This window comes from Methylocystis heyeri (assembly GCF_004802635.2).
In the GTDB taxonomy this organism is placed as follows: Bacteria; Pseudomonadota; Alphaproteobacteria; order Rhizobiales; family Beijerinckiaceae; genus Methylocystis; species Methylocystis heyeri.
Genome location: NZ_CP046052.1, coordinates 3318951 through 3345242, shown reverse-complemented (window position 1 = coordinate 3345242; position 26292 = coordinate 3318951). Strand labels below are relative to the sequence as shown.

Annotated in this window: 25 protein-coding genes; 15 read left to right on the top strand and 10 right to left on the bottom strand. The window is 65.3% G+C overall.

The genetic code is table 11. The features are described 5' to 3' along the window. Positions 1-70 precede the first annotated feature (70 nt). The 4 genes from H2LOC_RS15215 to H2LOC_RS15200 form a co-directional block, all read right to left on the bottom strand. Entirely contained in the window at positions 71-1030 is a 960-nt protein-coding gene (locus tag H2LOC_RS15215; RefSeq protein WP_136497819.1) for a bifunctional riboflavin kinase/FAD synthetase, read from the bottom strand. 110 nt (positions 1031-1140) lie between these two features. Then, the gene (locus H2LOC_RS15210; RefSeq protein ID WP_136497818.1) at positions 1141-1605 is read right to left on the bottom strand and encodes a MaoC family dehydratase; all 465 of its coding nucleotides are present in this window, start codon (positions 1603-1605) and stop codon (positions 1141-1143) included. Between the two features lie 51 nt (positions 1606-1656). Continuing rightward, on the bottom strand, positions 1657-2538 hold the full coding sequence (locus tag H2LOC_RS15205; RefSeq protein WP_246206851.1) for a TIGR01459 family HAD-type hydrolase: 882 nt from the start codon (positions 2536-2538) through the stop codon (positions 1657-1659). A 23-nt stretch (positions 2539-2561) separates the two neighbouring features. Beyond that, a complete protein-coding gene (locus H2LOC_RS15200) occupies positions 2562-3287 on the bottom strand; it encodes a carbonic anhydrase (protein WP_136497817.1) in 726 nt (241 codons plus the stop codon). 217 nt (positions 3288-3504) lie between these two features. Here H2LOC_RS15200 and H2LOC_RS15195 point away from each other — a divergent pair, with 217 nt between their 5' ends. From H2LOC_RS15195 to H2LOC_RS15185, 3 genes are all read left to right on the top strand, one after another. Continuing rightward, positions 3505-4374, top strand: coding sequence for an HpcH/HpaI aldolase/citrate lyase family protein (locus H2LOC_RS15195; protein ID WP_136497816.1), 870 nt, complete (start codon positions 3505-3507; stop codon positions 4372-4374). A gap of 116 nt (positions 4375-4490) precedes the next feature. After that, positions 4491-5972 (top strand): COG4223 family protein, encoded by a 1482-nt coding sequence (locus tag H2LOC_RS15190; RefSeq protein ID WP_136497815.1) that lies wholly within the window; start codon positions 4491-4493, stop codon positions 5970-5972. An 18-nt stretch (positions 5973-5990) separates the two neighbouring features. Then, positions 5991-7394 (top strand): heme biosynthesis protein HemY, encoded by a 1404-nt coding sequence (locus H2LOC_RS15185; protein ID WP_136497814.1) that lies wholly within the window; start codon positions 5991-5993, stop codon positions 7392-7394. A 239-nt stretch (positions 7395-7633) separates the two neighbouring features. Here the strand turns inward: H2LOC_RS15185 and H2LOC_RS15180 are convergent, their stop codons facing one another. The 3 genes from H2LOC_RS15180 to H2LOC_RS15170 form a co-directional block, all read right to left on the bottom strand. Then, positions 7634-8212 (bottom strand): Smr/MutS family protein, encoded by a 579-nt coding sequence (locus H2LOC_RS15180; RefSeq protein ID WP_136497813.1) that lies wholly within the window; start codon positions 8210-8212, stop codon positions 7634-7636. A gap of 107 nt (positions 8213-8319) precedes the next feature. Continuing rightward, on the bottom strand, positions 8320-9411 hold the full coding sequence (gene mltA / locus H2LOC_RS15175) for a murein transglycosylase A (RefSeq protein ID WP_136497812.1): 1092 nt from the start codon (positions 9409-9411) through the stop codon (positions 8320-8322). A gap of 3 nt (positions 9412-9414) precedes the next feature. Next, entirely contained in the window at positions 9415-10107 is a 693-nt protein-coding gene (locus H2LOC_RS15170; protein ID WP_136497811.1) for a Tim44/TimA family putative adaptor protein, read from the bottom strand. 118 nt (positions 10108-10225) lie between these two features. Here H2LOC_RS15170 and H2LOC_RS15165 point away from each other — a divergent pair, with 118 nt between their 5' ends. From H2LOC_RS15165 to H2LOC_RS15135, 7 genes are all read left to right on the top strand, one after another. Next, positions 10226-10693 (top strand): FxsA family protein, encoded by a 468-nt coding sequence (locus H2LOC_RS15165; protein WP_136497810.1) that lies wholly within the window; start codon positions 10226-10228, stop codon positions 10691-10693. Positions 10694-11029: 336 nt separating this feature from the next. Continuing rightward, positions 11030-12205, top strand: a complete 1176-nt coding sequence (locus tag H2LOC_RS15160) for a PA0069 family radical SAM protein (protein ID WP_136497809.1) — start codon at positions 11030-11032, stop codon at positions 12203-12205. Between the two features lie 82 nt (positions 12206-12287). Then, entirely contained in the window at positions 12288-12920 is a 633-nt protein-coding gene (locus tag H2LOC_RS15155) for a ribonuclease HII (protein ID WP_246206850.1), read from the top strand. 170 nt (positions 12921-13090) lie between these two features. Further along, positions 13091-14266: a site-specific DNA-methyltransferase gene (locus tag H2LOC_RS15150; protein ID WP_136497807.1), complete on the top strand. Its 1176-nt coding sequence runs from the start codon at positions 13091-13093 to the stop codon at positions 14264-14266. Positions 14267-14426: 160 nt separating this feature from the next. Further along, positions 14427-15158 carry a hypothetical protein gene (locus H2LOC_RS15145; RefSeq protein WP_136497806.1) on the top strand — a complete coding sequence of 244 codons (732 nt, stop codon included), beginning with the start codon at positions 14427-14429 and terminating at the stop codon, positions 15156-15158. Between the two features lie 42 nt (positions 15159-15200). Next, a complete protein-coding gene (locus H2LOC_RS15140; RefSeq protein ID WP_136497805.1) occupies positions 15201-15767 on the top strand; it encodes an STM3941 family protein in 567 nt (188 codons plus the stop codon). A gap of 104 nt (positions 15768-15871) precedes the next feature. Next, positions 15872-16207: a rhodanese-like domain-containing protein gene (locus H2LOC_RS15135; protein WP_136497804.1), complete on the top strand. Its 336-nt coding sequence runs from the start codon at positions 15872-15874 to the stop codon at positions 16205-16207. Positions 16208-16217: 10 nt separating this feature from the next. On the opposite strand, the gene dgcA is transcribed toward H2LOC_RS15135, so the two are convergent. Continuing rightward, complete coding sequence (gene dgcA / locus H2LOC_RS15130; protein WP_136497803.1) at positions 16218-17201, bottom strand: N-acetyl-D-Glu racemase DgcA; 984 nt, start codon at positions 17199-17201, stop codon at positions 16218-16220. A 159-nt stretch (positions 17202-17360) separates the two neighbouring features. Between dgcA and H2LOC_RS15125 the strand changes: the two genes are divergently transcribed. From H2LOC_RS15125 to H2LOC_RS15105, 5 genes are all read left to right on the top strand, one after another. Beyond that, on the top strand, positions 17361-18509 hold the full coding sequence (locus H2LOC_RS15125) for an ABC transporter permease (RefSeq protein ID WP_136497802.1): 1149 nt from the start codon (positions 17361-17363) through the stop codon (positions 18507-18509). An 8-nt stretch (positions 18510-18517) separates the two neighbouring features. Next, positions 18518-19342: an ABC transporter ATP-binding protein gene (locus tag H2LOC_RS15120; protein ID WP_202620473.1), complete on the top strand. Its 825-nt coding sequence runs from the start codon at positions 18518-18520 to the stop codon at positions 19340-19342. A gap of 130 nt (positions 19343-19472) precedes the next feature. Next, a complete protein-coding gene (locus H2LOC_RS15115) occupies positions 19473-20357 on the top strand; it encodes an MlaD family protein (protein ID WP_136497801.1) in 885 nt (294 codons plus the stop codon). 254 nt (positions 20358-20611) lie between these two features. Next, complete coding sequence (locus H2LOC_RS15110; protein ID WP_136497800.1) at positions 20612-21880, top strand: SAM-dependent methyltransferase; 1269 nt, start codon at positions 20612-20614, stop codon at positions 21878-21880. A 95-nt stretch (positions 21881-21975) separates the two neighbouring features. Continuing rightward, entirely contained in the window at positions 21976-23238 is a 1263-nt protein-coding gene (locus tag H2LOC_RS15105) for a glycosyltransferase family 4 protein (protein WP_246206849.1), read from the top strand. On the opposite strand, the gene H2LOC_RS15100 is transcribed toward H2LOC_RS15105, so the two are convergent. Together H2LOC_RS15100 and H2LOC_RS15095 are read right to left on the bottom strand one after the other, a co-directional pair. Continuing rightward, on the bottom strand, positions 23216-24526 hold the full coding sequence (locus H2LOC_RS15100) for an ABC transporter ATP-binding protein (RefSeq protein WP_136497799.1): 1311 nt from the start codon (positions 24524-24526) through the stop codon (positions 23216-23218). The genes H2LOC_RS15105 and H2LOC_RS15100 overlap by 23 nt on opposite strands. Positions 24527-24535: 9 nt before the next feature. After that, positions 24536-26275: an ABC transporter permease gene (locus tag H2LOC_RS15095; protein WP_136497798.1), complete on the bottom strand. Its 1740-nt coding sequence runs from the start codon at positions 26273-26275 to the stop codon at positions 24536-24538. Between the last annotated feature and the right edge of the window lie 17 nt (positions 26276-26292).

Genomic DNA, 26292 nt, shown 5'->3' with positions numbered 1-26292 from the left:
CCGGTCTTTGCGGACTGGCTATCATATGGCGGTTGCAAGAGCTTCTGCAAAGGGAGGCGGCGGCTCGCAATCACCCCCTCGCGAGGATTTCCTTCGCCTCCGCCGCGTCGAGCTTCATGCGCGCGACGAGTTCATCCACGCCGGCGAATTTCTCCTCGCCCCGGATGAAGCCGTAAAATACGACCTCGACCCGCTGGTCATAAAGATCGCCGGAAAAATCGAACACGAAAACCTCGAGCAGCGGGGCGCCGTCGTCGAAGGTCGGCCGGCGACCGAAGCTCGCCACGCCCTGATGCACGACGCCGCGCGCCTCCAGCGTCACGGCATAGACGCCAAAACGCAGCCGGTTGGAGGGATCGAGCGCTATATTGGCGGTGGGAAAGCCCAGCTTGCGGCCGCGCTTCTCGCCATGGATGACGTCGCCCTCGATGAAATAGGGGTTTCCAAGCAGACTGCGGGCAAGCCCGACATCCCCCCGCTCCAGCGCTTCGCGAGTCGCGGTGGAAGAAACCGCGTCGAGACTGCCGGCTTCGTCATTGGAGATGCGCTCCACGATCTCGACCGCAAAGCCGAGACGGGCGCCTTCGCGCTGCAGAAACTCCGCGTCGCCCCGCCTCTTGGCCCCGAAACGGAAATCGTAGCCCGCGACCACGGCGGACGCCCCAAGGCGCTGCGACAATATGTCGCAGGTGAATTGCTCGGCCGTCAGCGCCGCAAAGCCGGCGTCGAAACTCATGATGATCATGCCGTCGAGCCCGAGGCGGAACAACAGGGCGGCTTTGGCGTCGAGCGGGGTCAGGCGGAATATGACGCGCCTGCCGGCGAAGAAATCGGCCGGATGCGGCTCGAAGGTGAGGACGGCGCAGGGTTTGCCGAGCCTCCGGGCCAGCGCTTTGGCCCTCGCGATGACCCCTTTGTGCCCGCGATGCAGGCCGTCGAAATTGCCGAGCGCCAGCACCGCCCCTTCGAGGCCGGGCGGCGGCGACGCGGGATCGCGAGCGACAATGAACTGATGCGCGGCGTCGGGCACGGCGTCTTCCCGGAAAGACTAAAGGTTCCGATTTCCCGCGTCCGGACGGAACCGTGCGCGCGGGCAGGCTGATTGCGCGAGGCCGCAGCGCGCCTCGGCCTCGACGAGGCTCAGGCGGAAGCCGGGACCGCCGGGCGGCTGGCCTGTTCGCGGCTCGGAACCATGACGATGGCTTCGCCGTCGAGCACGACCTTGCCGTCGACCAGACATTCGCATTTCAGCTTGGCGCGCCGTCCCTTTTCGACCAGCTCGACCACTTCCACCACCACATTGATGACGTCGCCGATCTTGACCGGGGCGCGAAAATTCAAGGTCTGGGAAAGATAGACCGAGCCGGGGCCCGGCAGATACATGCCGATCACGGTTGAAATGAGCGCCGCCGTGTAGAGGCCGTGAACGATGCGTTCGCCGAAACGGGTCTTGCTGGCGAAATGGTCCGAAAGGTGGATCGGGTTGCGGTCTCCGGAAAGATCCGCGAAAGCGATAACGTCGTCGTCCATCACGGCCTTCATCAGGGTCTCGCGCATCCCGAGGCTGAGATCCTCGAAATAGTAAATCTTGAACGGCGTGGACATGGTTTCACCGGTGGGGTTGGCCAGGATGGGCGGTTGCTTTTATTTTTCCTATTACCACACAACGCGGCGCGCCAAAGCCGCCGGCTTGGTTTTTGCGGCGGCGATCAGCCGCTCGAGAGCCGCGCAGTCGAGAGCGCCGTCGGTGCGATAGAGTTCTTCGCGGTGGACGCCCTGCGTGATGAAGAGACAATCAAGACCGGCGCCGCCCGCTCCCGCAAGATCGGTTTCGGCTCCGTCTCCGATCGCGAGAACGCGTGATTTGTCGATTTTTCCCTTCAAAGCTGCGATACGATCGAGGGCAGCCCGATAAATCGGCGCATGGGGCTTGCCGAACATGACGGCTTCCCCGCCCATCTCCTCGTATCGCCGGGCCAGCGCGCCTGCGCACCAGTAGAGGCGGCCGCCCACGCCCACGACAATGTCGGGATTGGCGCAAAGCATGGGGATGCCGCGGCGCCTGAATGTCGCGAGTCGATCATCGTAATCCTGCGGCGTTTCATGGTCTTCGTCGACGAGGCCGGTGCAGACGACATAATCGGCCTCCTCCGGGCCGACCAGCCGCAGCGCGCCGCGTAGCCGCCTGTTCGCCTCTTTGAACAGGCCGTCGTCGCGAGGCGGGCCGAGATGACAGCAGGCCTGATTTTTACGCGCGACGATCTCCTGCAGGGTCAGCTCTCCCGCCGAGACGAGATCGTCGAAGCAATCCTGCGGCAGGCCGAGGCCAAACAGCTGGCGCCGCACTTCGTCGTTGGGGCGCGAAGCGTTGGTGACGAGGACGACGGTTCCGCCACCGGCCCGAAAGCGCTTCAGCGCGTGGGCCGCCGAGGCGAAATGAGAAATCCCGTCGATCAGCACGCCCCAGACGTCGCATAGAATGGCGTCGTAGCGGGAGGCCATCTCGGAAAGACCCGCCGCCATGGGAATCGGGTTCACGGCCGATCCTTTGGTTGGAGAGTTCAAAATCTCGCGCTTCCTATCGCTGCGGCATGGGCCGCGCTCGCCACCGGCTCGAAAGCCCCGCTCGTCTCGTCGAGCGCGAGCAGCCGGCCGTCCATCACGCCGAAATAGGCGCCGTGGAGCTGCAGCCGGCCGCTTTCTTCGACGGCGCGAATCCAGGGGAAGCTGCGCAGATTGCGCAAGCCCTGCTTGATCGCCTCGCATTCCAGGCGCTCGAGATAGGCGCGGCCGGGGGCGGCAGGCGGCTGCCCGGCGCGTTCCGCAGCCGGGGCGAGAAGCTTGATCCAGCGGCCGATGAAATCGCCCTCCGACAAGGGCGGGCCGCCGGGATTGGCGAGGCTCTCGGCGAAAGCCGCCACGCCGCCGCACTGGGCGTGGCCGAGAACCACGATATGCTGCACTTTGAGCGACATCACCGCATATTCCAGGGCCGCCGACGCGCCGTGATAATGGTCGTCGGGCTCGAAAGGCGGGATGAGATTGGCGACATTGCGCAGCACGAAGAGCTCGCCCGGCCCCGCGTCGAAAATCACCTCGGGGGAGACCCGCGAGTCGCAGCAGCCGATGACCATGGTGGCGGGGCGCTGCCCTTTTTCGGCGAGATCGCGGAAGCGCTCGTGCTCGCCCGGAAAACGTCCGGAAAGAAAAGTTTCGTAGCCCGCCACGAGATGGCTCGGCAGGGGCGCGGCGCGGGATCCGCCGGCGTTCTTGTCATGGGTCTGCAAAAGCTCAACAACCTCCGCCGCGCCGCGGCTCCTCGAAGACGATGCGCCCCGCGCAAACCCATGTTGGCGTCGAGGCGGCGGCTACCTTATTGTGGAGCGAGCGCCCGCAGGCAAGAGAAGAATCCATCGCCTTCGTCGGGCCATTGAAAAGACGCGCCGTTCGAAAGCCGGAGCGCTCCAGCGAGCGATACGCCGGCGGGCGCGAAAGGGGAGGGGCATGATTTCGAGGTTGAAACGCAGCATGCTGGCGATGCCGGCGTCCAACGCGCGCGCTCTGGAAAAAGGCAAGACGCTGAAAGCCGACGTCCTGATGTTCGAGCTCGAAGACGGCGTGGCCGAGAACATGAAGTCTCTGGCCCGGGAACAGGCCGTCGCGGCGGTGAGGGACGGCGGCTATGGCGAGCGTCTGGTCGTGATCCGGGTGAACGCCAGGGGCTCGGAATGGTATGCCGAGGACATGGCGGCGGTCGCGCCGGCGGGGCCGGCCGCGATCGTGATCCCCAAGGTCAATTCTCGCGAGGACGTGCTCGCCGCCGCCGCGGACGCCGCCGCCGCCGGGGCGCCCGCGCATACGCGCATATGGGCGATGATCGAGACCCCCCGGGCTTTGTTCGATATCGAGAAAATCGCGAGCGCGGCCGACGACCCCGCCTCCCGGCTGGAGGTTCTGGTGCTGGGGCCGAACGACATCGCCAAATCCACCCGGGCGCGGCTCACGCCGGGCCGGCCGGCGCTTTTGTCCTGGCTTTCGGCCGGCGTTCTGGCGGTGCGGGTTCACGGCATCGAGATCATCGACGGCATATACAACGATTTCAACGACGAAGCCGGCCTGCGCCGCGAGGCCGAGCAGGGCCGCGATCTCGGCATGGATGGAAAAATGCTGATCCATCCGTCGCAGATCGGGCCGGTGAACGAGATTTTCGCGCCCGACGCGGAGGAGGTCGAATTCGCCAGAAAAATCCTGGCCGCATTCGATTTGCCGGAAAACGCCGACAAGGGCGTCGTGCAAATCGACGGGCGGATGGTCGAGCGGCTTCACCTCGAAGGCGCGCGCCGCACTCTCGCCCTGATGGCCGCCGCCGGCTGATCCCAAACGTTGGGAAGCCGACAAGAGCGCTCTGAAAATCCCGTTCAATGCGGGCCCCGCGACCGTTTCAACCGGGGCCCGGCTCGTTTATAAGGAGCGCAGGCGAGGAAACGATAATGTCTAAAAACGAACATATTGATCCGAACGCCCCGCACGGGGTCGAGGATGCTGCGCCCCTGGAGCCGCATCGCGAGGAGCGCGGCGACGACCATGAGCTGTTCGCAGAGGAGAGCCTGAGCGCGCTGCCCGAGGCGGCCGAGGCCCCGCCCGCCGTCGCCGAGCCTGAGCCGGAGCCGGCGATCGCCCCTCCGCCGCGTAAAGGCGGAGGATTCCTCCGGAAACTGTTCGTTTCGACGGCGGCCGTCGCGCTGCTGCTGGGCGGCGTCGGCGCTGCGGCTGTCGCGTTCAAGGACAAGGACGCGCGGCTCCGCGCCATCAGCGACATGATCGACGACGCGGTCAAGGATCCGCGCGCCTTCGCGATCGGAGCCGACGTTAAATTCTCGGCCCTGATCAGGAAGCTCCGCGGCCAGGAGGAGGCCGAGCCCGTCCGCGTCGCGAGCTTGAAAAGCGACCTCAAGTCGGCCGAAGCCCAAAAGGCTCCCGCAGCCGAAAAGGCCGCGCCCGAGCCGCCCGCCCCCGCCAAGGCGGCGCCGGGATGGGCCGCTCCCCAGGACATGAAGCCGGTCCCGGGCCCCAGGGCGGAGCGCGCCGCGCCGCCCGCGACATCGCCCTCCACGCCGGCTACGCCTTACGTATCGGGGCCGGGCGCGGAACCGCCGGCTCACGACGCTCAAACCCAGGGCCTCCTGAAAAGGATCGAACAGCTGGAGGCGGCCGTGCGCGACGCGGCCGAGACGGCGCGCCAGGCCCAGGAGCGCGTGGGCAAGCCTGCGACCGAGAAGTCTTCGTCCGAAATCGACGCCGCCGGCTATTACGCCGCGCTGGAGGGGCGCATAGACGAACTCGCAAGCGAGATAAAAGAATTGCGGGAGCGGCTCGACCAGCCCAAGAGCGAAAGCCGGGTCGCGCCCGAAGCGGCCGAGGCGGCTGCGCCGCCGCCGGCGAAAAACGCGGTCGGGGTCGAGGTGCTCTCGCTCGCTCACTCGCTGCAGCAATCCTTCGAGCGCGGCCGTCCCTATGCGGCGCAGCTTTCGGCGCTCGGCGAGCGCGGCGTCGATCCGCAGCTGCTCACGCCGCTTTCCCCCTATGCCGAGAAAGGCGCCCCCACGGCGGCTCATCTGCTGGCGGAGTTCAAGGGCGCGGCGCAGCGTCTGCGCGCGGAGGAAAGCCATCCCGCGCCTTCGGGATCCCTCGCCGGCCAGCTCCTGCACGACGCCGAGAAACTGGTCCGGGTGCGCCCGGTCGGCGAGGCCCAGGTCGCCGCGGCCGTCAATGAAGTCCTGCAGAAGGTGGAGAGCGCGCTTGCGCGGGGAGATTTCGACGCCGCAAGCGAAGCCCTGGCCAAGCTCCCGGAGAAGGAGCGCGCCGAGACGCAGGATTTCGCCGAAGCTCTGAACAAGCGCCGGGATGCGGAAGAAGCCGTCGCCTCTCTCGTCGCCGGAGCGGTCGCAGGGCTCGGACACAACAAGAATTAAAGCGGGAAACGCTCGATCATGTGGTTCATTCTGCTTTTCATCGTCGCGCTCGCGGCCCTGGCCTACGGGCTCGAATGGGTCATCGATCAGCCGGGCTCCCTGACGCTCGACTGGGGCGCTTATCACATCGACACCTCAATTCCGGTCGCGGTCGGAGCCGTTCTGCTTCTCGCCGCCGGACTGATTCTCGGCTGGACGATACTTTCTGCGGTGTTCCGGCTCCCCTTCCGCCTGCGTGAAGGTTCGATCGGACGCCGGCGCGAGAAAGGGTTCCGGGCGCTTTCGCGCGGCATCATCGCCGTCGGCGTCGGCGACGCCGCTTCGGCCCGCAAGGCCGCCGCCGAAGCCGAACGCCAGCTGCCCGACGAGCCGCTTGCGCAATATCTCAAGGCCCAGGCGGCCCAGCTCGAGGGCGACCGCAGGAAGGCGGAAGCCGCTTTCCACGAAATGACCCTCGCTCCCGAAACCAAGCTGCTGGGGTTGCGCGGTCTTCATATCGAGGCGCGCCGGCGCGACGATGTCGAAGCCGCCCATCATTTCGCCAAGGCGGCGCATGAGATCGCGCCGCTGCCATGGGCGGGCGCGGCGGTGCTGGAGCATCACGCCGCCCAGGGCGACTGGGACAAAGCCCGGGCCGCGTTGGAAGACAATCTAAAGAGCAAGGCGATCGACGTCGTCGCCGCGCAAAGGCTGCGCGCGGTCATAGAGACCGCCATGGCGATGCAGAAGCAGGACGAACATCCGCACGAGGCCCTGCATCTCGCGCGTCTCGCCCTGAAGCGCCGCCCCAATTTCGTGCCCGCGGCCGGCGTCGCGGCGAAAGTGCTGGTCGGCCACGGCGACAGGAAGCAGGCGACGAAGCTGATCGAGACGGTGTGGCCGAAGTCGCCGCATCCCGATCTCGGAGCGGCCTATATCGCGGCGGTCCCCGCCGAATCCAACGCCCAGATCCTGAGCTTCGTCGAGAAGCTGGCGCAGCTCGCCCCGGCTGCGCCGGAAAGCCGCCATCTCATGGCGCAGGCGGCCCTGTCCGCCCGCAATTTCACCAAGGCCCGCGAGGCTCTGGCGCCTTTGATCGCCGAGGGCCAGCACCCGACGGCCCATACCTGCCTGCTCATGGCCGAGATCGAGGACGCCGAACACGGGCCGAGCGGCCCGGTGCGCGAATGGCTGGCGCGCGGCTCGCGGGCGCCGCGCGATCCGGTCTGGATCGCCGACGGGGTCGTCTCCAGGTCATGGGCCCCGATTTCGCCGAAAAGCGGACGCCTCGACGCCTTCGAATGGGCTCCGCCCCCCGACGGCGGCCATGGCGTCACGACCGACGGCCGCCCCAACATCCCCGCGGCTTTCATCGGAACGGGCCGCGCGGCGCAGGCGGAGATCGCGGCCGTCTCCGCCCCTCCGGCGGAAGCCTCGAGCTGAGGCTGCGCGGCTTCGATACGGCTTCCGCGAGATCGCTTCGCGATCCGCAGAAGCGAACGTCGCGAAAAATCACCGATCTGCATCGATTTTTGCGGCGAACGCATATGAAACGCCGCTCCAATCGAGCGGATTTCATTTGACCCCGGAGAAGCCTGATTCGCCTTTAGGCGCCTGAGCCTGAACGCGGAGGGCGTGCAGCGATGCAGACAGTGTAAGAGCGATTCTTTTGGGAGCGTTCTCTATCGCCGAAATGTGTCGGCAAGGGCCTTGCGCCCCTTCTCCAATCTGCGGATACGCACATAAAGCGCGCCTTCGCCGCCGTGGTTGCGCGACGCTTCGCCAAATCCCACCACCACATCGCGCAGGTTGGGCGCTTGCAGCCAAAGCGGGGTCATGCGCCGCAGGACGCCGCCCTCGTCGTTGGAGCGGCCCTTTCCGGTCACGACGATCGCCACTTTGGCTCCGTTCGATTGGGCGCGGCGCAGGAAGGCGACCAGCGTATTGTGGGCTTCCTCCTGGCGCATGCCGTGCAGATCGAGTTTGGCGTCCACATCCAGCCGGCCGCGTCGGATTTTCTTGCGGGTCTGATAGTCGATGTCGGTCAGGGGCGGCGCGGAGCGGGGCGCGGGCGGCGCGTCCCGATGCGCTATGAGCGTCGCGATCGGGCGGGGCTCCGCCGGCTGCGCCGGGGCCTTGGGCTTTTGCTGCGTGGGCCTTGCGCGAAAAGGGCGGACGTCCGCGGTCACCGCCGACCATAGCTCCAGATCCTGGGCGGTAGGCGTCTTGAGGCGCGAGTAGGTTTTTGTCTGCTCGGTCATGAAGATTTCCGCGACTGGCGCCCTTTCCGCTCCAACACTCCATCCGAGCGATAAAGAATCGCGCCGCATTCGTAAATTGGCGCGCGCTGCGCGAGCCCGCTTCAATTTTACGCGGGGTGCGCGAGCGGCAGAAGCGCGGTGAATTCGGCGCCATGGCGCAGGCCGCCCGCAAGGCTCCCGGCGTGAGGGCCGGTCCCGAAATAAAGGTCGGCGCGGGCCGGGCCCAGAATCGCCGAACCGGTGTCCTGCGCGATCATCAGCCGCGCAAAGGCGGTCGGCGTCCCGCCCTCCCAGGGAACCGTCGCGCGAATGAAAAACGGCAGGCCGTAAGGCCAAAGCCCGCGGTCCACCGCTATGGAGCGCAGCGGGACCAGCGGCGCGCCCTGGCCGCCGATGGGACCGAGAGCGCGTTCGGAAGACGTGTCGAGCCGAAAGAAGACATAGGATTTGTTCTGCTGCATGAGCAGTCGGCCTTCTTCTCCCGGCTTCTGGCCCAGCCTCCTCAGGGCCTCCTTGAGCGTTTCGAGCGACATGCGCTCGGCCGGCACGGCGCCGCGCTCGATCAGAAGGCGTCCGACCGAGGAATAGGGATGGCCGTTGCGCCCGTCATAGGTCAGCGCCGCCGCCGGGCCGTCCGGGAAGCGCAGCCGCGCGGAGCCCTGCACCTGGATGAGGAAAAGCTCGACCGGATCGCGCAGCCAGGCGATCGGCTCGCCAAAGCGCGAAGGGTCGGATTGTTCGATTTCGCTTCGCTCCTCGAACGGCTCCAGCCGGCCGTCGGAACGCCGTCGGGCGCTGGTGAGGGCGACGCCGGAGGAAAGGAGCGGCGCTTCGTTGAGGGTCTCGAGGTCGCGCGGACGCGGCAGGACCGGGGTGGCGAAACCGGGCTCTCGGGAGCGGCGCGCCTCGACCTCGACCTCGTAATAGCCGGTGAGGAAACCGTCTCCCTTCACGCGGAAAGGGGCGAACCAGTCCGTGAAGAACCCGCGGGCGTCGCCTTTGTGAGACAGGGCGGCGCGGGAGGCCGCCAAGAGGCTCGGGGGAGGGGCCAGCGCGGGCCGCAGCTCCGGCGCGCCCTCCAGGTGGATCTTCGCCGAGCGCAGGAATGTCTCAAAGGCGCAATCGAGATCGTCGTTTTCGAACCCTTCGAGCGCGGCGAAGGGCAGGGGCTCGCCGTCGACCCAGGGAGGCGGCTTCACGGGTCAGCGCGCGGCTTCGGTCGCGACGAGCTTCCAATTGGGGTCGCGGCTTCCCGGGTCGCGCGCGAACGTCCACAGGTCGACGATCGGCGCGGCGCGCTCGAGATCGCCCTCGATGACCGCGCCGTCCTTGTTCTTGCGGGCCGTGATGAGTTTGCTGGAAAAGCGCACCGTTATGCTGTTGGAGCGGGGCAGCGCGCGCGCGTCTTCGACGCTCGCCTGGTCGATCGAGACCAGCACGGACTCCATCGTTTCTCCCCGGGCTTCGCGGGAGTTTATCTCGACCAGGAAATTATTGCAGACCTCGTCGGAAAGCAGGCGGCGCAACGTGTCCCGATCGCCGACGGCGAAGGCGTGAACGACCATTTCATAGGCTTTGCGGGCCCCTTCCATGAAGGCGGGACCGGAAAATCCGGGGTCTGCGGCGGCGATCGCCTCCAGTCCGTTCCAGGCCTCGCCGCCCTTCTCGGCCATGCCCCGCCAGCGGTCGGCGTTCTCGGCGGATGCGGCGGCGCCCGCCGGCCGCGGCTCGAACTGCGGGTTGCGAGAAGGAGCGCCGAGCGGCTGGAAGCGGCTGGGCTCCGCCGAGTCGCGGTCCGAGCGCATGCCGAGCACCGAGCGCAGCTTCCAGATCACAAACACCGCAAGCGCCGCGAAGACGAGGAGGGAAGGGTCGAAGGATCCGTCGTTGGGCAAAGAGGTCACTCCCTCGGGTTGGGATTTTGCGGTAGCATGTCGGTAGTTGCAAGTCACGAATCAATGCCGATCTATTCGACGGGAAGCTGGCGGAGGCTCGCTGAAACGATTGACACGCGTGAACAGGTCGAAAATCGTCGCCTATGCGGTAGGCGGATGGCTCTTTATCGAAGTCGTCGCCTTCGTGCTGGTGGTGCAAATCCTCGGACTGCTGGCGGCGATCGCCCTCGGCGCCGGCACGACCCTGCTCGGCCTGCTCGATATCAAGCGCTTGATCGAATATCTGCGCCGCAGGATGGGCAAGAGCGAAACCAAGCCCGGCGCGAGCCCCAATATGATGGACGGCGGATTGCAGGCGCTCGGTTCGCTGCTGCTGATCCTGCCCGGCTTCGCCTCCGATCTCGTCGGCCTCGCGCTCAAGGCGCCCTCGATTCGCGCCGACATCGCCCGGCGTCTGCGCCCCGACCCGCGCAGAGGGCCCCGGACCATAGACCTCGCGCCCAATGAATGGAAAAGCATAGGCGTGCGCAAGCCGAGGCGCCGGCGCGCCGCGGCCAAGCCCACCGAAACCCCGCCGGCGGCCTGAGTCGGCGGATAGGCCGCTTTTTCACTAGACATACTCCCACAGAGCCTGATCGGCCGGGCGTGGCTTGGCGCGCCCGTGAAATTTCGTCCGTCCTCCAAGGCGCTTCGGCCCCCGCTCGACGGCGCCAAGCTGTTGACAGCGCCGAAACTGTTCGCTAAATGTTCTTTTGTTCGGTGTATGTTCTGTCAGGCGGTTAACCGTCGTCGTGCGTGAGCGGTGTGCGCGTAGGTTAGTTCGGCTTGCGGCCCGGGTCCGCCGTGGCGGTCCCCGCGGCGTGGCTTCGGGCCGCAAGCCGGGCGTCAAGAACGGCAACGGGGTTGAGGAGGCGGCGTCGCGATGAGCGCTCTCGAAAGTTCCGTAAATCATGCGGCCTCTCGGGCGCCGGACGGCAGGTCTGCGCGCCGGTCGCGGGAATCTTCTTCGTCCGCGCCCGAAATCGTCGCGGCGGATGTCGTCGCAGCCGAGCGCCGTCGCGGGCGCGGCGCGATCTCGAAGCGGAGCGGCCGCTACGAGCCCAGCGTCCGGGAGCAGATCGACGACGGCTGGGGTTCGCTGGAGACTCTCGATCCCTTAAAGACCAACATCCATATCGAACGCCCGCGCAGCGTCATCACCCGCAACGATTCCCCGGATATCGCCTTCGACCGTTCGATCAACCCCTACCGGGGCTGCGAACACGGCTGCGTTTATTGTTTCGCGCGTCCGACCCACGCCTATATGGGCTGCTCTCCCGGTCTCGATTTCGAGACCGAGATTTTCGTGAAGGAAGGCGCGGCGCAGCTTCTGGAGCGCGAGCTTTCCGCGCCGGGCTATGCGCCGAAGACCATCGCCATCGGAACCAACACCGATCCCTACCAGCCGACCGAAAAACGCTTCCGCGTCATGCGCGGCGTGCTGGAGACGCTGCAGCGCGCCGATCACCCTGTCGGCATCGTCACCAAATCGGCGCTGGTGACGCGGGACATCGACATTCTGGCGCCCATGGCGCGCAAGGGCCTCGCCAAGGTCGCGATCTCCATTACGACGCTCGACGGCGCGCTCGCGCGCAAGATGGAGCCCCGCGCCGCTTCGCCGCGACTCCGGCTGGAAACGATAGAAAAGCTCAGCGCCGCCGGAATTCCCACGGCGGTCATGGTGGCTCCCATCATTCCGGGGATCAACGATCCCGAAATCGAGACTATATTGACCCGAGCCCATGCCGCGGGCGCGCGGGAGGCCGGCTATGTGATGCTGCGCCTGCCGCTCGAAGTGAGGGAGATATTCACCGAATGGCTCGTCGCGCATTACCCGGATAAGGCGCGCCATGTGCTTTCGCTGATCCGCTCCACCAGAGACGGCAAGCTCTATGACGCCGCGTTCGAGAGCCGCCTGAAGGGCGAGGGCCCTTATGCCTGGATGATCGGCCGCAGGTTCGAGGTCGCGGCTTCCCGTCTCGGCTTCGGCGCGACACGTCTGCGCTGCGATCTGTTCCAGAGGCCCAGGCGCGAAGGCGAACAGCTTTCGCTGTTTTGACCTGGGCGGGAAGAAGCGCCGTTGCGCCGGCTCGCCGGGGCGGCTTAACCTCATGAAAAGGTTCGAGCCAGGATTTGCGACATTGAGCGGCCCAAGGAAAACGGAACTCGATTTCTCCCACGACAGCCGTTTTCGCGGCAGGGGATTATGGCCGCTCGCAGGCATCGACGAAGTCGGCTGCGGGCCGCTCGCGGGCCCGGTCTGCGCGGCGGCCGTCATTTTGAACCCGGACCAACCTCCGCAAGGGGTCAATGATTCCAAAGCATTGACCGCCAAAGCGCGAGAAACCGCCTTCGCTCTGATCTGTGAAAGCGCCCTTTCGGTGTCCTTCGCCTTTGCAACCGCAGCCGAAATAGACGCGCTCAACATCCGCAGGGCGGCCTTGCTGGCGATGACGCGGGCCGCTGCCGGCCTCTCGGTCCGGCCCGCCTACGCGCTGGTCGACGGACGGTTTCTTCCCGATCTTCCCTGCCGGGGCGAAGCCATCGTCAAGGGCGACGCCATTTCTTTATCGATCGCCGCGGCGTCCATCGTCGCAAAAGTGATGAGGGACGCCATGATGCGTCGATTGGCGGAGCGACACCCCGAATATGGCTTCGCGGAAAACGCCGGTTACGGGGTTCCGCGTCATCTCTCGGCGATCGAGAAGTTCGGTCCAACTCCTTATCACCGCATGAGTTTTTCACCCCTTCGGAAGCCCTCCGAGGAACTCTGAGCCGATGCGGCCACGCCGAAACGACGGAATCTTAAGCTCTTGGTAAGGTTGAATTTTTCTTAACGAAGACGTTCGAAAAAGAGACGTTGAGGATACCCCTCGTTAAACGTCGCTTTTACTCCGATCCGGCATAGTCGCGCTTGTAGTCAAGCGTAACCGGTATCGAGTCCATGAGTAGCGCACGCGTCGGGGCGGCCCGCCTCAGCACCCAGATAAAGGTCACGCGTACTGGGTCAACTATCGCCGGGCCGACCCGCGCGGGGTCGCCACGCAATCACATCCTGCGCGGCGATTGCGCCGCCTTGCTGGGCGATCTTGCGCCCGAGAGCGTCGATCTGGTCTTCGCCGATCCGCCCTATAATCTTCAGCTCGCCAACAAGCTCACGCGCCCCGACCAGAGCGTCGTCGACGCCGTGGACGATGATTGGGACAAATTCGACAGCTTCAACGACTATGACGCCTTCACGCGGGAATGGCTCGCCGCCGTAAGACGGGTGATGAAGCCGCAGGCGACCGTCTTCGTCATCGGCTCCTATCATAATATCTTCCGGGTCGGCGCGATCATGCAGGACCTCGGGTTCTGGATCCTCAACGACATCGTCTGGCGCAAGAACAACCCGATGCCGAATTTCCGCGGGCGGCGCTTCACCAATGCGCATGAGACGATGATATGGGCCGCTCGCGACAGCGGGGCGAAGCATTACACCTTCAATTACGAGGCCCTGAAGGCGGCCAATGAAGATTGCCAGATGCGGTCCGACTGGCTGCTCCCGATCTGCACCGGCAACGAGCGCCTGAAGGATGAGGCCGGTCGCAAGACCCATCCTACCCAGAAGCCTGAAAGTCTGCTGGCGCGGATCATTCTCGCCGCCTCGAACCCGGGCGACCTCGTGCTCGATCCGTTCTTCGGCAGCGGCACCACGGGCGCCGTCGCCAAGCGGCTGCGTCGCGATTACCTCGGCATAGAGCGGGAGGCAGCCTATGCCGAAGCGGCGCAGGCGCGAATCCAGGCGGTCGAGCCGCTCGGCGCCGAAGCGGTCGCCCTCGCGCCGACCAGGCGAAGCGAGCCGCGGGTGCCTTTCGCCAGCGTGGTGGAGGCCGGCCTGATCGCGCCCGGCGCCGTTCTTACCGACGCGAAGAGGCGTCACAAGGCGCTGGTGCGTGCCGACGGCGCACTCGGAATCACAGGCGGAATCGTCGGATCGATCCACAGAATCGGCGCCCTGGCGCAGGGACTACCCGCCTGCAACGGCTGGACTTTCTGGCATTACGAGCGCGAGGGCGCGCTGGCGCCGATCGACGATCTGCGCTCGCAGGTTCGCGCGCAAATGCGCGCGGCGGAATAGGCTCCAAATACCGACATAGAGCGAGGATCGATTGATCAAATTCCGTTCGGTCGTTTCGCTCCTTCTCGGCCGCAGCCCCCCTTCCCATCCGCCACATACGCGCGCCGACCCCGAGCCGCGGCCGGTGGTGCCCGAGCCGCCGGCCCAAAAGGCGGAAGATTTGATCGACGCGACGCCCGATAGGCCTGTCGCATTCGGCTTCAAGATGATGTGGTTCGCCATTCGCGACGCCACGCCGGAAGCCGTCCTGAAGGCGCTCGGCTTTGCCGACTCAAAGCCAGCCAATTGGGCGACGGGCCTACATCTTGCGGCCGGACGTGAACACTGGGTGTTTATCTCACCCCCGTTAGACCGATGGGTCTTCATCGCCGGCGGGATCTGGATGCCGCATCCGGCGAGAGGCTCGGAGTGGCTCGACGGAACAGGACGAAAATTCGACGCCCTGATCGGACGTCTCCTCCCCCATTTCAGCGACGTTCAATTCTTCGGCAGCTACCGTGTCACGGGCTTCGTGGCCTGGATGCGGGCCATCGACGGGAAAGTCTTCCGTGCCTCCGCCTTCAATGATTCAGAATGTTGGGAAAATGTCGGGGCGCAAACCCCCGAGGAAGCGCAGTTGCAGTTCGCCGATCTCTCCGCCCTCCCCCTTTCGGAAGTGAACGACGCGCTCTTTTCGGAGGAGGAGGCGCGCGAAGAGCGCCGCGAAGCCTTGCAGCAACAGGGATTATCCCACGCCGAAACAAGAAAGCTTGTACCCTACGCGACGCCCGATGAAATAGATCTTCTGCGCCTGGCGGCTCTCTGGAGCCTGGATCCGAGCAGCCTGGAAGAAGAAGATCACGAGGCAGGAACGGGCTTTCTCGTGCGTTTTCCGCCCGAGTGGGTATCGTAGATTTTTCCGCGCCGTTCGAGAACAATTCTATAGGCGCGAGCTTTGGACCGACGCACCGTCTATTTCGGATCCTCGATCATGTCGCTGGTCTTGCGCCCAAACAGGATTGTGGTTCTCGCTCAGCTTGGCCTCGCAGCAGCCTGCATCGCCGTCTGCGCCGCCGTCATTGTTTGGTGGCCTCGTCCAAGCGCCGGCTTGATCCCAAAACCGGTCTTCATCGCCGCCTTCACGGCGCCGGCGTTCGTTTTCGCCGCAACCCTCTATGTCCTGCGATTGGCGCGGCGCGCTCCCTGCCTGATCGTCGACGCCGACGGGTTTTTCGACGACAGCCCGGACAAGGCGGGTTTCCTGCCCTGGTCGGCGGTCGAGCGCGTCGAACTCGGCGTCGGAAAGCACGGGTTCTTCGACCAGAAGACACCCTTCATCGTCGTCTTTGCAAAAGATGCGGCGATGCTCCGTTTCGTGACGAACCCGTTCTGTCAAAACGCCCGGTTCACAAACCGAAAGCAGTTCGGAACCCCGTTGGCCATCCCCGCCCAGTTCATCGACGCGCCGACCGAAGAAGTCGTCGCGAAGATGAACGCTTATCTCTCGGCGTCGCGTGCGTGAGGCGTGGCTTTCTCAATTCCAGCCCCTGCCGCCCCGGCCCCATTTTCTGGACAACAGACTCCTCCCATGGCAAGTCTGGAGTTTCACCTTGCAGGACCCGCCAGATGACTTCCTTCCCTTTCAACGACATCAACCTCGACGATCTCAAACAGGGCGTCGAAAACGGCTCCCTCATCCTCGTCGACGTGCGCGAGGCCGACGAATACGCCTCCGGCCATATCAAGGGGGCCCAGTTCAACCCGCTGTCGAAATTCGACCCCGCCAAAATCCCGGTCGCGCCCGAGGGCAAGAAAGTGATCATCTATTGTCGCTCGGGGCGCCGTTCGGTCTCTGCGATGGAGATGGCGCGGCTCGCGGGCCGGCGCGACCTCGACACCCATTTCGGCGGCGGCATTCTCGGCTGGCTCGGCGCCAATCTCGAGGTCGAAAAAGGGCTCTGACTTTCCGGCGTCAGCCCCAGAGATCGGGAAGCGGCGGCCAGACCGCGGAGCCTTCGTAGCGCAGGCCCGGCTCCCGGTCGCGGGCGAGGAGCAGCGGTCCGTCGAGATCGACGAAATCGGCGAGCTGTCCGATGAGGACGGCGGGCGCCATGGCGAGTGAGCTTCCGACCATGCAGCCGGCCATGACCTTAAAGCCGAGTTCCTTGGCCTTTTCTGCGACGGCGAGGGCCTCGGTCAGCCCCCCGGTCTTGTCGAGCTTGATGTTCACGGCGTCGTAGCGGTTCCGCAACTCGGCGAGGCCGGCGCGATCATGCGCGCTTTCGTCAGCGCACACCGGCACGATGCGGTCCATGCGGCTCAGGCCCGCGTCCTCGCCCGCCGGCAGGGGCTGTTCGATCAATATGACCCCGGCTTTTGCGCAGGCCTCCATGTTGTAGAGGAGATTCTCCTCCCGCCAGGCCTCATTGGCGTCGACGATCAGCTGCGCTCCCGGCGCTCCCGCCCGCACCGCGGCGAGACGCTCGGGATCGCCGGCGCCGGCGAGCTTTATTTTCAGCAGGGGGCGACCCGCGGCGGCGCAGGCCGCGGCGAACATTTCGTCCGGCGCCCCGACCGAAAGCGTATAGGCCGTCGTCAAGGGCTTGGGTTCGGGGAGACCGGCGGCGCGAAACGCCGGAATCCCGGAAAGCTTGGCGTCGAGATCCCACAGGGCGCAATCGACCGCGTTGCGCGCCGCGCCGGGGGGCAGCAGTTTTTGCACCGCCTCGCGGTCGGCGCCGGCTTCGATCGCGGCGCGCACGCCTTCGATCGCGGCGGTCACGCTTTCGACGCTTTCCCCATAGCGCCCATAGGGCACGCATTCGCCCCAGCCTTCGGCCCCGCGTCTGCGCAGCCGGACCGTGACCACCTCGGCCTTTGTCTTGGCGCCCCGGGAGATCGCGAAAACGCCCCTTATGGGAAAGGCTTCGGTAGCTATCGCGAGCTTGGTCGGCATTTTGTCTCCAACAAAAAGCGGGTCTGGCGCATTGACCGCAGCGCGGCCGCCCTCGACATTGGGGATCGGCGAGCTTAAGACGATTCGCAAGCTTTTTGGCTTCCTCCCGGGAATTTAGGCGATTTCGCAGCCCTTTCCGCATGGCCGCGACGAGGCGATATGGCGTCAGACCTTTTGGCGAACCGACCAGACGTCGCCCTCTCCGCAAGCGGCGACGTCAAGCGGCTTTCCCTGACCGGCGACTGGACCCTGGCGGCTTCCCGGGGGCTGGAGCGCGCCGGGAAATCAATCCTGGCGAAGGGCGGCAAGGCAGGCTCCGTGGTCATCGACATGAGCGCGGTCGCCCGGCTCGACACGGCGGGAGCGCTGCTGCTCAACCGCGCAAGGGAAACCCTGACCCGCGCGGGCGCGGCCGTCGCGTTCGAAGGAACAAGAGCGGAGCAGCGGCTGCTGCTCGATGAAACCGCCTTCGCGGCGGTCGCCCCCGCGAGGGCCGCGCCCGGCTTTCTGATCGTCGATCTTTTGGCCGATCTCGGCGCCTCGGTGGTGAACGCGGCGCGGGAGTTTTATCGGGGAACCGGCTTCCTCGGCGAATTCGTCGTCGCCCTGGGACGCACGATGCTGGCGCCGCGTCTCTTTCGCGGCACGTCGCTGGTCTATCAGATGGAAATGTTCGGCCTGCGCAGCATTCCGATCATTCTGCTGATCAATCTGGCGGTGGGGTCTATCGTCGCCCAGCAGGGCATCTTCCAGCTCATGAGATTCGGCGCGACCAGCTATTCGGTCGATCTCATCGGCATATTGGTGCTGCGCGAGCTCGGCGTGCTGCTCACCTCCATCATGATCGCCGGACGATCGGGTTCGGCCATCACGGCGGAGCTCGGCTCGATGAAGATGCGAGAGGAAGTCGACGCACTGCGCGTCATGGGCCTGTCGCCGATCGAGGTTCTGGTGGTGCCCCGGGTTCTGGCTCTCGCGGTTTCGCTGCCGCTCCTGACCGTCATCGCGGACATGGCGGCCCTGTTCGGCGGCCTGCTGGTTTCCTGGGGATACGCCGGAATCAGCCCGGCGGCGTTCATCTCGCTCCTTCAGGAGGCGATCGGCGTCAACACATTCATGGTTGGAATCATAAAGGCGCCGTTCATGGCCCTGGTCATCGGCGTCATCTCCACGCAGGACGGGCTGGCGACCATGGGCTCGGCCGAATCGCTCGGACGCCAGGTCACCGCCGCCGTGGTCAAAAGCATCTTCATGGTCATCATAGTGGACGGACTTTTCGCTATGTTTTTCGCCTCGATCAGCTACTGACCAGAATCATGAACGCCGTCGCCGCCATCAACGGGCCCTCTGCGGGAAACGATCCCGAAATCCTGATTTCCGTCCGCGGCCTGATCGTCGAATTCGGCGCCCACAGGGTGATGGACGGCCTCGATCTCGACGTGCGCCGGGGAGAGGTCCTGGGCTTCGTCGGCGGTTCGGGGCAGGGCAAATCGGTGTTGATGCGCACCATCCTCGGCCTCGTGCAGAAAAAGGCGGGCTCGATCAGACTGTTCGGGCAGGATCGCGACGCCTTGCCGCCGCGCGAGCTGCGCCTGCTGGAGCAGCGCTGGGGCGTCCTGTTCCAGAACGGAGCCCTGTTTTCCGGGCTCACGGTCAAGCAGAACATCCAGATGCCGATGCGCGAGAACAGGGATCTCTCGCAGAGCTTCATGGACGATCTCGCCCTGCTGAAGCTCAAGCTGGTCGGCCTGCCCGCCGACGCCGCTGAAAAGCTTCCGTCCGAGCTGTCCGGCGGCATGATCAAACGCGCCGCGCTCGCAAGGGCGCTCGCGCTCGATCCCGAGCTCCTCTTTCTCGACGAGCCCACTTCGGGACTAGATCCCATCGGCGCGGCCGACTTCGACGAATTGATCGCCACCCTGCAGAAAACCCTGGGGCTTACCGTATTCATGGTGACGCATGACCTCGACAGCCTATACTCGATCTGCGACCGCGTCGCTGCGCTCTCCCAGGGCAAGGTGATCGGCGTCGGTTCGCTTCAGGAACTGTTGGCCTCGGATCAACCCTGGCTGCGCGCCTATTTCCACGGCACGCGCGGCAACAGGCTGATAGGGACTCTGGAACGCAAACCGGACGGCTAGAGCCTTTTCATGTTCCACGGAACATGAAATGAAAAGGCTATAGGTTATTGTTCTCAATGCGTTTCCAGCGCCGAACCGGCGTCTGCTTCGGCTGGAAACGCTCAAGGCGCCGCCGCAATAAGGACGAAAAATGGAAACCCGCGCCCATTTCGCGCTCATCGGCCTCTTTACTCTCGCGGTGGCGATCGGCGGCTTTCTTTTCGTCTTCTGGATCTCGGGACCGAGCAAGCTGGCGCTCTATCAGACCTATCAGCTCGTCGTGCGCGGCTCCGTCGAAGGGCTGACCCGCGGTAGCGCCGTGATGTTCAACGGCCTCAAGGTCGGCGAAGTCACGAGCCTCGAGATCGACCCGGACGATCCCAGCCAGGTCGACGTTCTCATCAATATCGACAGAAAGACGCCTGTTAAGGCCGACACCCGGGCGAGGCTGGAACAGCGCGGCTTCACCAGCGTCGGCGTCGTCTCGCTCGTGGGCGGCACGCCCGGCGCGCCCGAGATCGTGAAGAAGCCCGGCGAGGCCTATCCGCGAATCACCGCGGAGCGCTCCGAGATCGCCAACCTCCTGGAAAATGTGCAGCGCCTTTCGGGCAGGGCCATCGAGATGGTCGACAAGCTCGACAAGCTGCTCGACGCCAATTCGTCCAACATCACCGCGACGCTGAAAAACGTCGAAGCCTTCACCAAGACGCTCGCCGACAACAGCGCGCCGACCGGCGCCTTCATCCGCGACGCCGCCGACGTCGTTCACTCCCTCAAGCCGGTCGCGTCCCATCTCGACGGCCTGATCGCCGACGCCGACAAGGCTATCAAGGCGCTCGACCCCAAAACCATCAAGAGCATCGCCGGCAACATCAATAAATTCTCCTCGACCGGATTGCGCCAATATGAGGAGCTGGCTGTGGATGCGCGCAAGGCGGTGGATTCGCTCGATCGCGCGGTTCGCAGCATCGAACGCGATCCCTCTCAGGTCATCTTCGGCCCGTCGCAAGCGGTGCCGGAGGTGCAGGGCCGCTGAGCGCTTCCTTTCGGGAGCCTGTCGGCTTGTGCGCGGTTTTCACCGCAATCTTCACGCCGATCGCCATTTGAGGCTTCCCGTAGAAATACGGCCTCGCCAATCCGCCGTCTCCCTTGTCAGCCGGCCCGAGGGAAACGCCGGCCTTGGCGATTTCCGCTGCGGGCCTATTCTATTCCTGCAGTCGCCGCGGATCTTTTGCGAAAAGCGCGAATGGCGGAATGGTCTCGGGAACCCGAGCGGAGGGATGACGTCCGATGTCTCTGCGTTCCGAGACGCTGCGGTATCTTTGCTCTCGCGGAGGCCGCCCGCCGTCGTTGCGCCTCGTCTTCCGGGACGGCGAGGCCGTCGATTTCGTTCCGTCGCCGCAGGTCACGGTCTTTCTTCGCTCGCCGAAACTTTTGAGAGCGCTGATCGGAGGGGACTTCGGCGCTTTGGCCGACGCTTACATCCAGGGGGAGATCGTCGTCGACGGCTCGGTCGAGGAAATCCTCCAGGCCGGAGTCGTCCTCGCCGAGCGTCTGGAGAGCGCGCCTGTGCTGCAGGTTCTGACACGCTTCATGGCGATGCTGGCGCGCATCGGTTCGACCGGCGTCGACGCCTCGCATGTCCGCTACCAATATGACGCCTCGAATGATTTCTACCGGCTGTGGCTCGACGAGCGCATGATCTACAGCTGCGCCTATTTCCGCAGCGGCAGCGAGGACATCGACACGGCGCAGGAGCAGAAGCTCGAGCATATCTGCCGCAAGCTGCTGTTGAGGCCGGGGGACCGCCTGCTCGATATCGGCTGCGGATGGGGCGGGCTGCTTCGCTGGGCCGCCCAGCGCCGCGGGGCGGTCGGGCTCGGCGTGACGCTCAGCGAGCCCCAGAGCCGATATGCGCGAGAGCGCCTCGTGGACGACGATATCGAAATCAGGCTGCAAGACTATCGCGACGTCGAGGAGGCCGCTTTCGACAAGATCGTCTCGGTCGACGTCTACGAGCATGTCGGATCGCGCAATCTCCCGGCCCATTTTCAAAAGGCGTCCGACCTTCTGCGGCCGGGCGGCGTCTTCCTCAATCAGGGAATGGTGGCGCGGGATAGCTCGCGCGAGGCGCGGCCGGCCCCGGGCGGCCGGATAGACAAATATCTGTTCCCGGGCGGCGCTCTTGCGCCGCTTTCCCGCGTCGTTTCGGAAGCTTCGGGCGCAGGTTTCGAAGTCGTCGACGTGGAGGACTTGCGGCCGCATTACATTCGCACGCTGGAGCGCTGGTCGCGTCGCCTCGAAGCGCGCGAGCAAGAGGCGATCGAGGCCGCGGGCGTGGAGCGCTACCGGATCTGGAAAGTCTATCTCGCCGCCATGGCCGCGGCCTTCGAGCGCGGCTCTCTGTCGGTCGCCCAATTGCTGCTCTACAAGCCCGTCAAAAACGGCTGGGGCCGCCGCCCCTGGACGCGGGATTATCAATATGACGGCGACGCGGATCCGCCGTCGCCGGGCGCCTCCGTCAAAAGCCGGGTGGAGCCGGAAAACCCCGCGCCGTAGCGAATGGCGCGAGCTCGCCGGCTCTTCGGGTTCGATTAAGACGCCGGGCGTATCTTCCGCGCAACCGCCGCCCGCCGTTTTGATCGGAGTCCCAATTGCCTCTGGATGTTCGCAATCTCAACGTCGTGATCCTGGTGGATCACGGCTACGTCAGCGGCGGTCAGTCCAAGGTTGCGATAGAAAGCGCGCTCGGACTCGCCGCGGCGGGCGCGACGCCGGTGTTTTTCTGCGCCTGCGGCCCGGTCGACGAGCGCCTCTCCGCGGCCGGGATAAGAACCGTCTGTCTCGGCCAGCGCGACATTCTGGAAAATCCCTCGCGCGCCGCCGCGGCGATGCAGGGAATCTGGAACCTCGAGGCGGCGAAGGCGCTGAGCGGGGTGTTGCGGGGCCTGCCGCGGGAAAACACGATCATTCATGTGCATGGCTGGGCCAAGGCCCTGTCGCCTTCGATCGGCCGGGCCATCGCGGCCTCCGGCCTCCCGGCGGTCTACACCATGCACGAGTATTTCCTGTTCTGCCCCAATGGCGGATTTTACGACTATCGCAGCGATCGCGTTTGCCATCGCGAGCCGATGTCGGCCGCCTGCTGGGCGACCAATTGCGATTCCCGCAACTATCCCTTCAAGCTGTGGCGCAACGCCCGCCTGACGATCGCCGAGCTTTCCGGCTTCCCCTCGGTTTTTCGCGATTTCATTCTGATCTCGCCTTTGCAGGAAAAGCTGCTGCCCTCTTTCCTGCCGAAAGGCGCGGCGGTTCACCGGGTTTGCAATCCGGTCGAAGCCGAGCCGCTCGGACCCAAGCCGGCGCCGGCCACGGGAGACTTCCTCTTCGTCGGGCGTCTTTCGGCCGAAAAGGGCGCCGCGCTGTTTGCGCAAGCAGCCGAGGCGGCCGGCGTCGCCGCGGTCTTTATCGGCGACGGACCGGCGGCGGGCGAGCTGCGCGCGAAATATCCCAGGGCGCGGCTGCTCGGCTGGCGCAGCCCCGCGAAGGTGCGCGAGGCGATGCGCGCCGCGCGCGCGCTGGTGTTTCCGTCGCTATGGTACGAAGGGCTGGGTCTCACGGCGCTGGAGGCCAAGGCGATGGGAACGCCGGTGATCGTTTCCGACATCTGCGCCGCGCGCGATGAAATCGCGGACGGAAGCGAGGGCCTGTGGTTTGCGAGCGGCGACGCCGCTTCCCTTTCGCAGGCCCTGCGCCGCATGGCGGACGACGCCCAGGTCGCCCGGCTGGCGCAGGGGGCTTACGAGTCCTACTGGCGAAATCCTCCCACCCTGTCGCGGCATGTCGCTGAGACGCTCGTGGTCTATGAAGCGGCGCTGGCGCGGAAGGTTGCGATTACTGCGGATTCTCCAGGCTGAAGGACTGGGTGCTTTCGTCATAGGCGAAGATCTCCCCATAGCGGCCCCAGGTGGTGACGCTTTTCAGGGTCGTCTCGGCATAATCCTCGCTCATGTAATCCTCGAGCTCCTCGCGGAAGCGGGTCGCCGGCGCGTGGTGGGACGGGCGTTCGTCCAGCACGCGGCGGATGCGCTGCGCGAGCGGCACATAGGACAGGAGATGGTCGCCGAACAGTTTCTTGCGCTGGTCGACGTCCATCTCGGCGAAGCGCCTGCCCGCGAGCGTCAGCTTGATGTCGCCTTCGGCGAGCTCGGCGAAACGCAAGAGCTGCAGGGTTTCGGCGACCGGGAAGAGATCGTCGATCTCGAGTTGCAGGCTGTCGGCGAGAGCGGGCAGGTCGGCCTTGCCGTCATAGGGCGGGGCGGCGACCTCCTCGATCATGCCGGCGAGAGTATTGGTCGACACGGTGGGCAGGGCCATGCCGATGCCGAGGCCGGGGAAGGAGCCGGAGTTGGTTTTGACGTCGGCGCGGCGCGTCATCAGCGCATAGATCTGATCGACGAGCTGGCGGAATTCGGGATCGAGGCGATTGCGGGGATGCTGCAGCGTGACCCTGATTTCGGCGGCGATGCGGCCCGGGTTGGACGACAGCACCACGATGCGGTCGCACATCAGCACCGATTCCTCGATGTTGTGCGTGACCATCAGGATCGATTTGATCGGCATGCGGCCTTCGACCCAGAGATCGAGAAGGTCGGTGCGCAGCGTCTCGGCGGTGAGCACGTCGAGGGCGGAGAAAGGCTCGTCCATCAGCAGAATGCTCGGCGCCACCACCAGGGCGCGGGCGAAGCCGACGCGCTGGCGCATGCCGCCCGAGATTTCCTTCGGATAGGCGTTTTCGAAGCCGTCGAGGCCGATGATGTCGATGGCCTGCAGCGCGCGTTTGCGGGCCTCGGCTTCGGGGACGCCCTTGGCGCGAAGCCCGAGCTCCACATTGGCGAGCACGGTGAGCCAGGGAAACAGGGCAAAGCTCTGGAACACCATGGCTATGCCGTCGACCGGGCCAGCGACCGGCTCCCCGCGATAGATCACTTCGCCGTCGCTCGGCCGGTTGAGGCCCGAGACGATGCGCAGCAGGGTCGATTTTCCGCAGCCGGAGCGCCCGAGCAGCCCGACGATTTCGCCCTCGTTCAGCGTGAGCGAGATCTTGTCGAGAACGGTCGCGCCTTTATCTGCGCCGCGGACATAGGTCTGCGAGACATTGTCGATGGAGAGAAGGGGAGGGTTGCGCGAAGAATTGTCGATCATGCGAAAGCCTCACAAAAGCCGCAGACGGCGCTCGCCGATCGAGGCGAGCCGACGCCAGAACAGTCGGTTGATCAGAATGACGACGATGCTCATGGCGGCGACGCCGAGAACGATCTTGGGATAGTCGCCATCCGCGGTCGCCCGCGCGATATAGGCTCCGACCCCGTTGGCGGATACGGTGTCGTCGCCCCATTTCACATATTCCGCGACGATCGAGGCGTTCCACGAGCCTCCCGAGGCCGTGATGGCGCCGGTGATGTAATAGGGGAAGACCGCGGGCAGGATTACGTTCTTCCACCAGCTCCAGCCCTTGATGCCGAAATTTTGCGCCGCCTCGCGCAGATCGTTCGGGAAGGCGCTGGCGCCGGCGATGACATTGAAGAGAATATACCACTGGGTGCCGAACACGATGAGGACGGACAGCCAGATGTCGGGATTGAGGTGGAACCGCAATATGGCGATCACCGCGATCGGGAACAGCACATTGGCGGGAAAGGCCGCGAGGAACTGCGCGAAAGGCTGGGCTTTTTCGGCGATGCGCGGCCGCAGGCCGATCCAGACCCCGATCGGCAGCCATATGGCCGTCGCGATGGCGATCAGCGCCATCACGCGCAGCAGCGTGTAGAAGGTCAGGGTCGCGACGGTCTTCACCTCGTCCACGCCGACGCCCTGGCGGATGAAATTGACGATCATCGATACGCTGGCGAAAAGCGCGGCGCCGAGGATCGCATACCAGACGAGGTCGAGAACAAGCTCGATCCTGGGGTTGGGCGGGCCCTTGCGCCGCGCCGCGGCGGGCCGCCGCATTTTAAGCAGCGACGCGGCGTGCAGCAGCCTGGCGGGGCCGGTCATGATCCGCTGCATCCAGCGCGTCCTCAAGAAAAGATCGCGCACCCAGGAATCCGCCGTGGTCTGCGAGGCCGTCAGCTCGACCCGGAATTTGTCGGCGAAGGCGACGATCGGCCGGAACAGCAGCTGGTCGTAGGCGAGAATGATGAGCGCCACCGCCACCACCGCCGCCGCGACGCAGTCGATGCGCCTCTGGTCGATGGCGAGGGCGAGATAAGAGCCGACGCCGGGAAGGCGGACATTGACGTCGCCGACCGAGATCGCTTCGGACGCCACCACGAAGAACCAGCCGCCGGACATCGACATCATCATGTTCCAGATCAGGCCGGGCATTGCGAAGGGCGTCTCCAGCTGCCAGAACTTCTGCCAGGGCGTGAGGCGGAAATTGGCGGCGACTTCCTCGAGGTCGCGGGGCACGGTCCTCAGCGATTGGTAGAAGGAGAAGGCCATGTTCCAGGCCTGGCTGGTGAATATCGCGAATATGGCGGCGCATTCGGCGCCCAGCGTCGATCCGGGAAAGAGCTGGAGGAAAAAAGTGACCGTGAAGGAAAGAAAGCCGAGGATCGGCACCGACTGCAGCACGTCCAGCAGCGGAATCAAAACCATCTCCGCGCGCCGGCTTTTAGCGGCGAGCGTCGCATAGGTGAAAGTGAAGACCAGCGAGACGACGATCGCCGCGAACATGCGCAGCGTGGTGCGCAGCCCGTAATAGGGAAGTTTCCAGTAGTCGAGCGAGAGAGCGGCGGTTTCGGGAGCGCTCAGCGGCGAGGTCATGCCGCGCGAGCCGTAGCTCATGAGCACGAATACGCCCAGCACCAGAATGAGCGCCGCGGCGTCCCAGAGATTTGGCAGATTCGCGCGCCGGCCGCCGGCGAAAGCGATAAGAGGTTGCTGCGTCATGCGATCTTTTCGCTGGC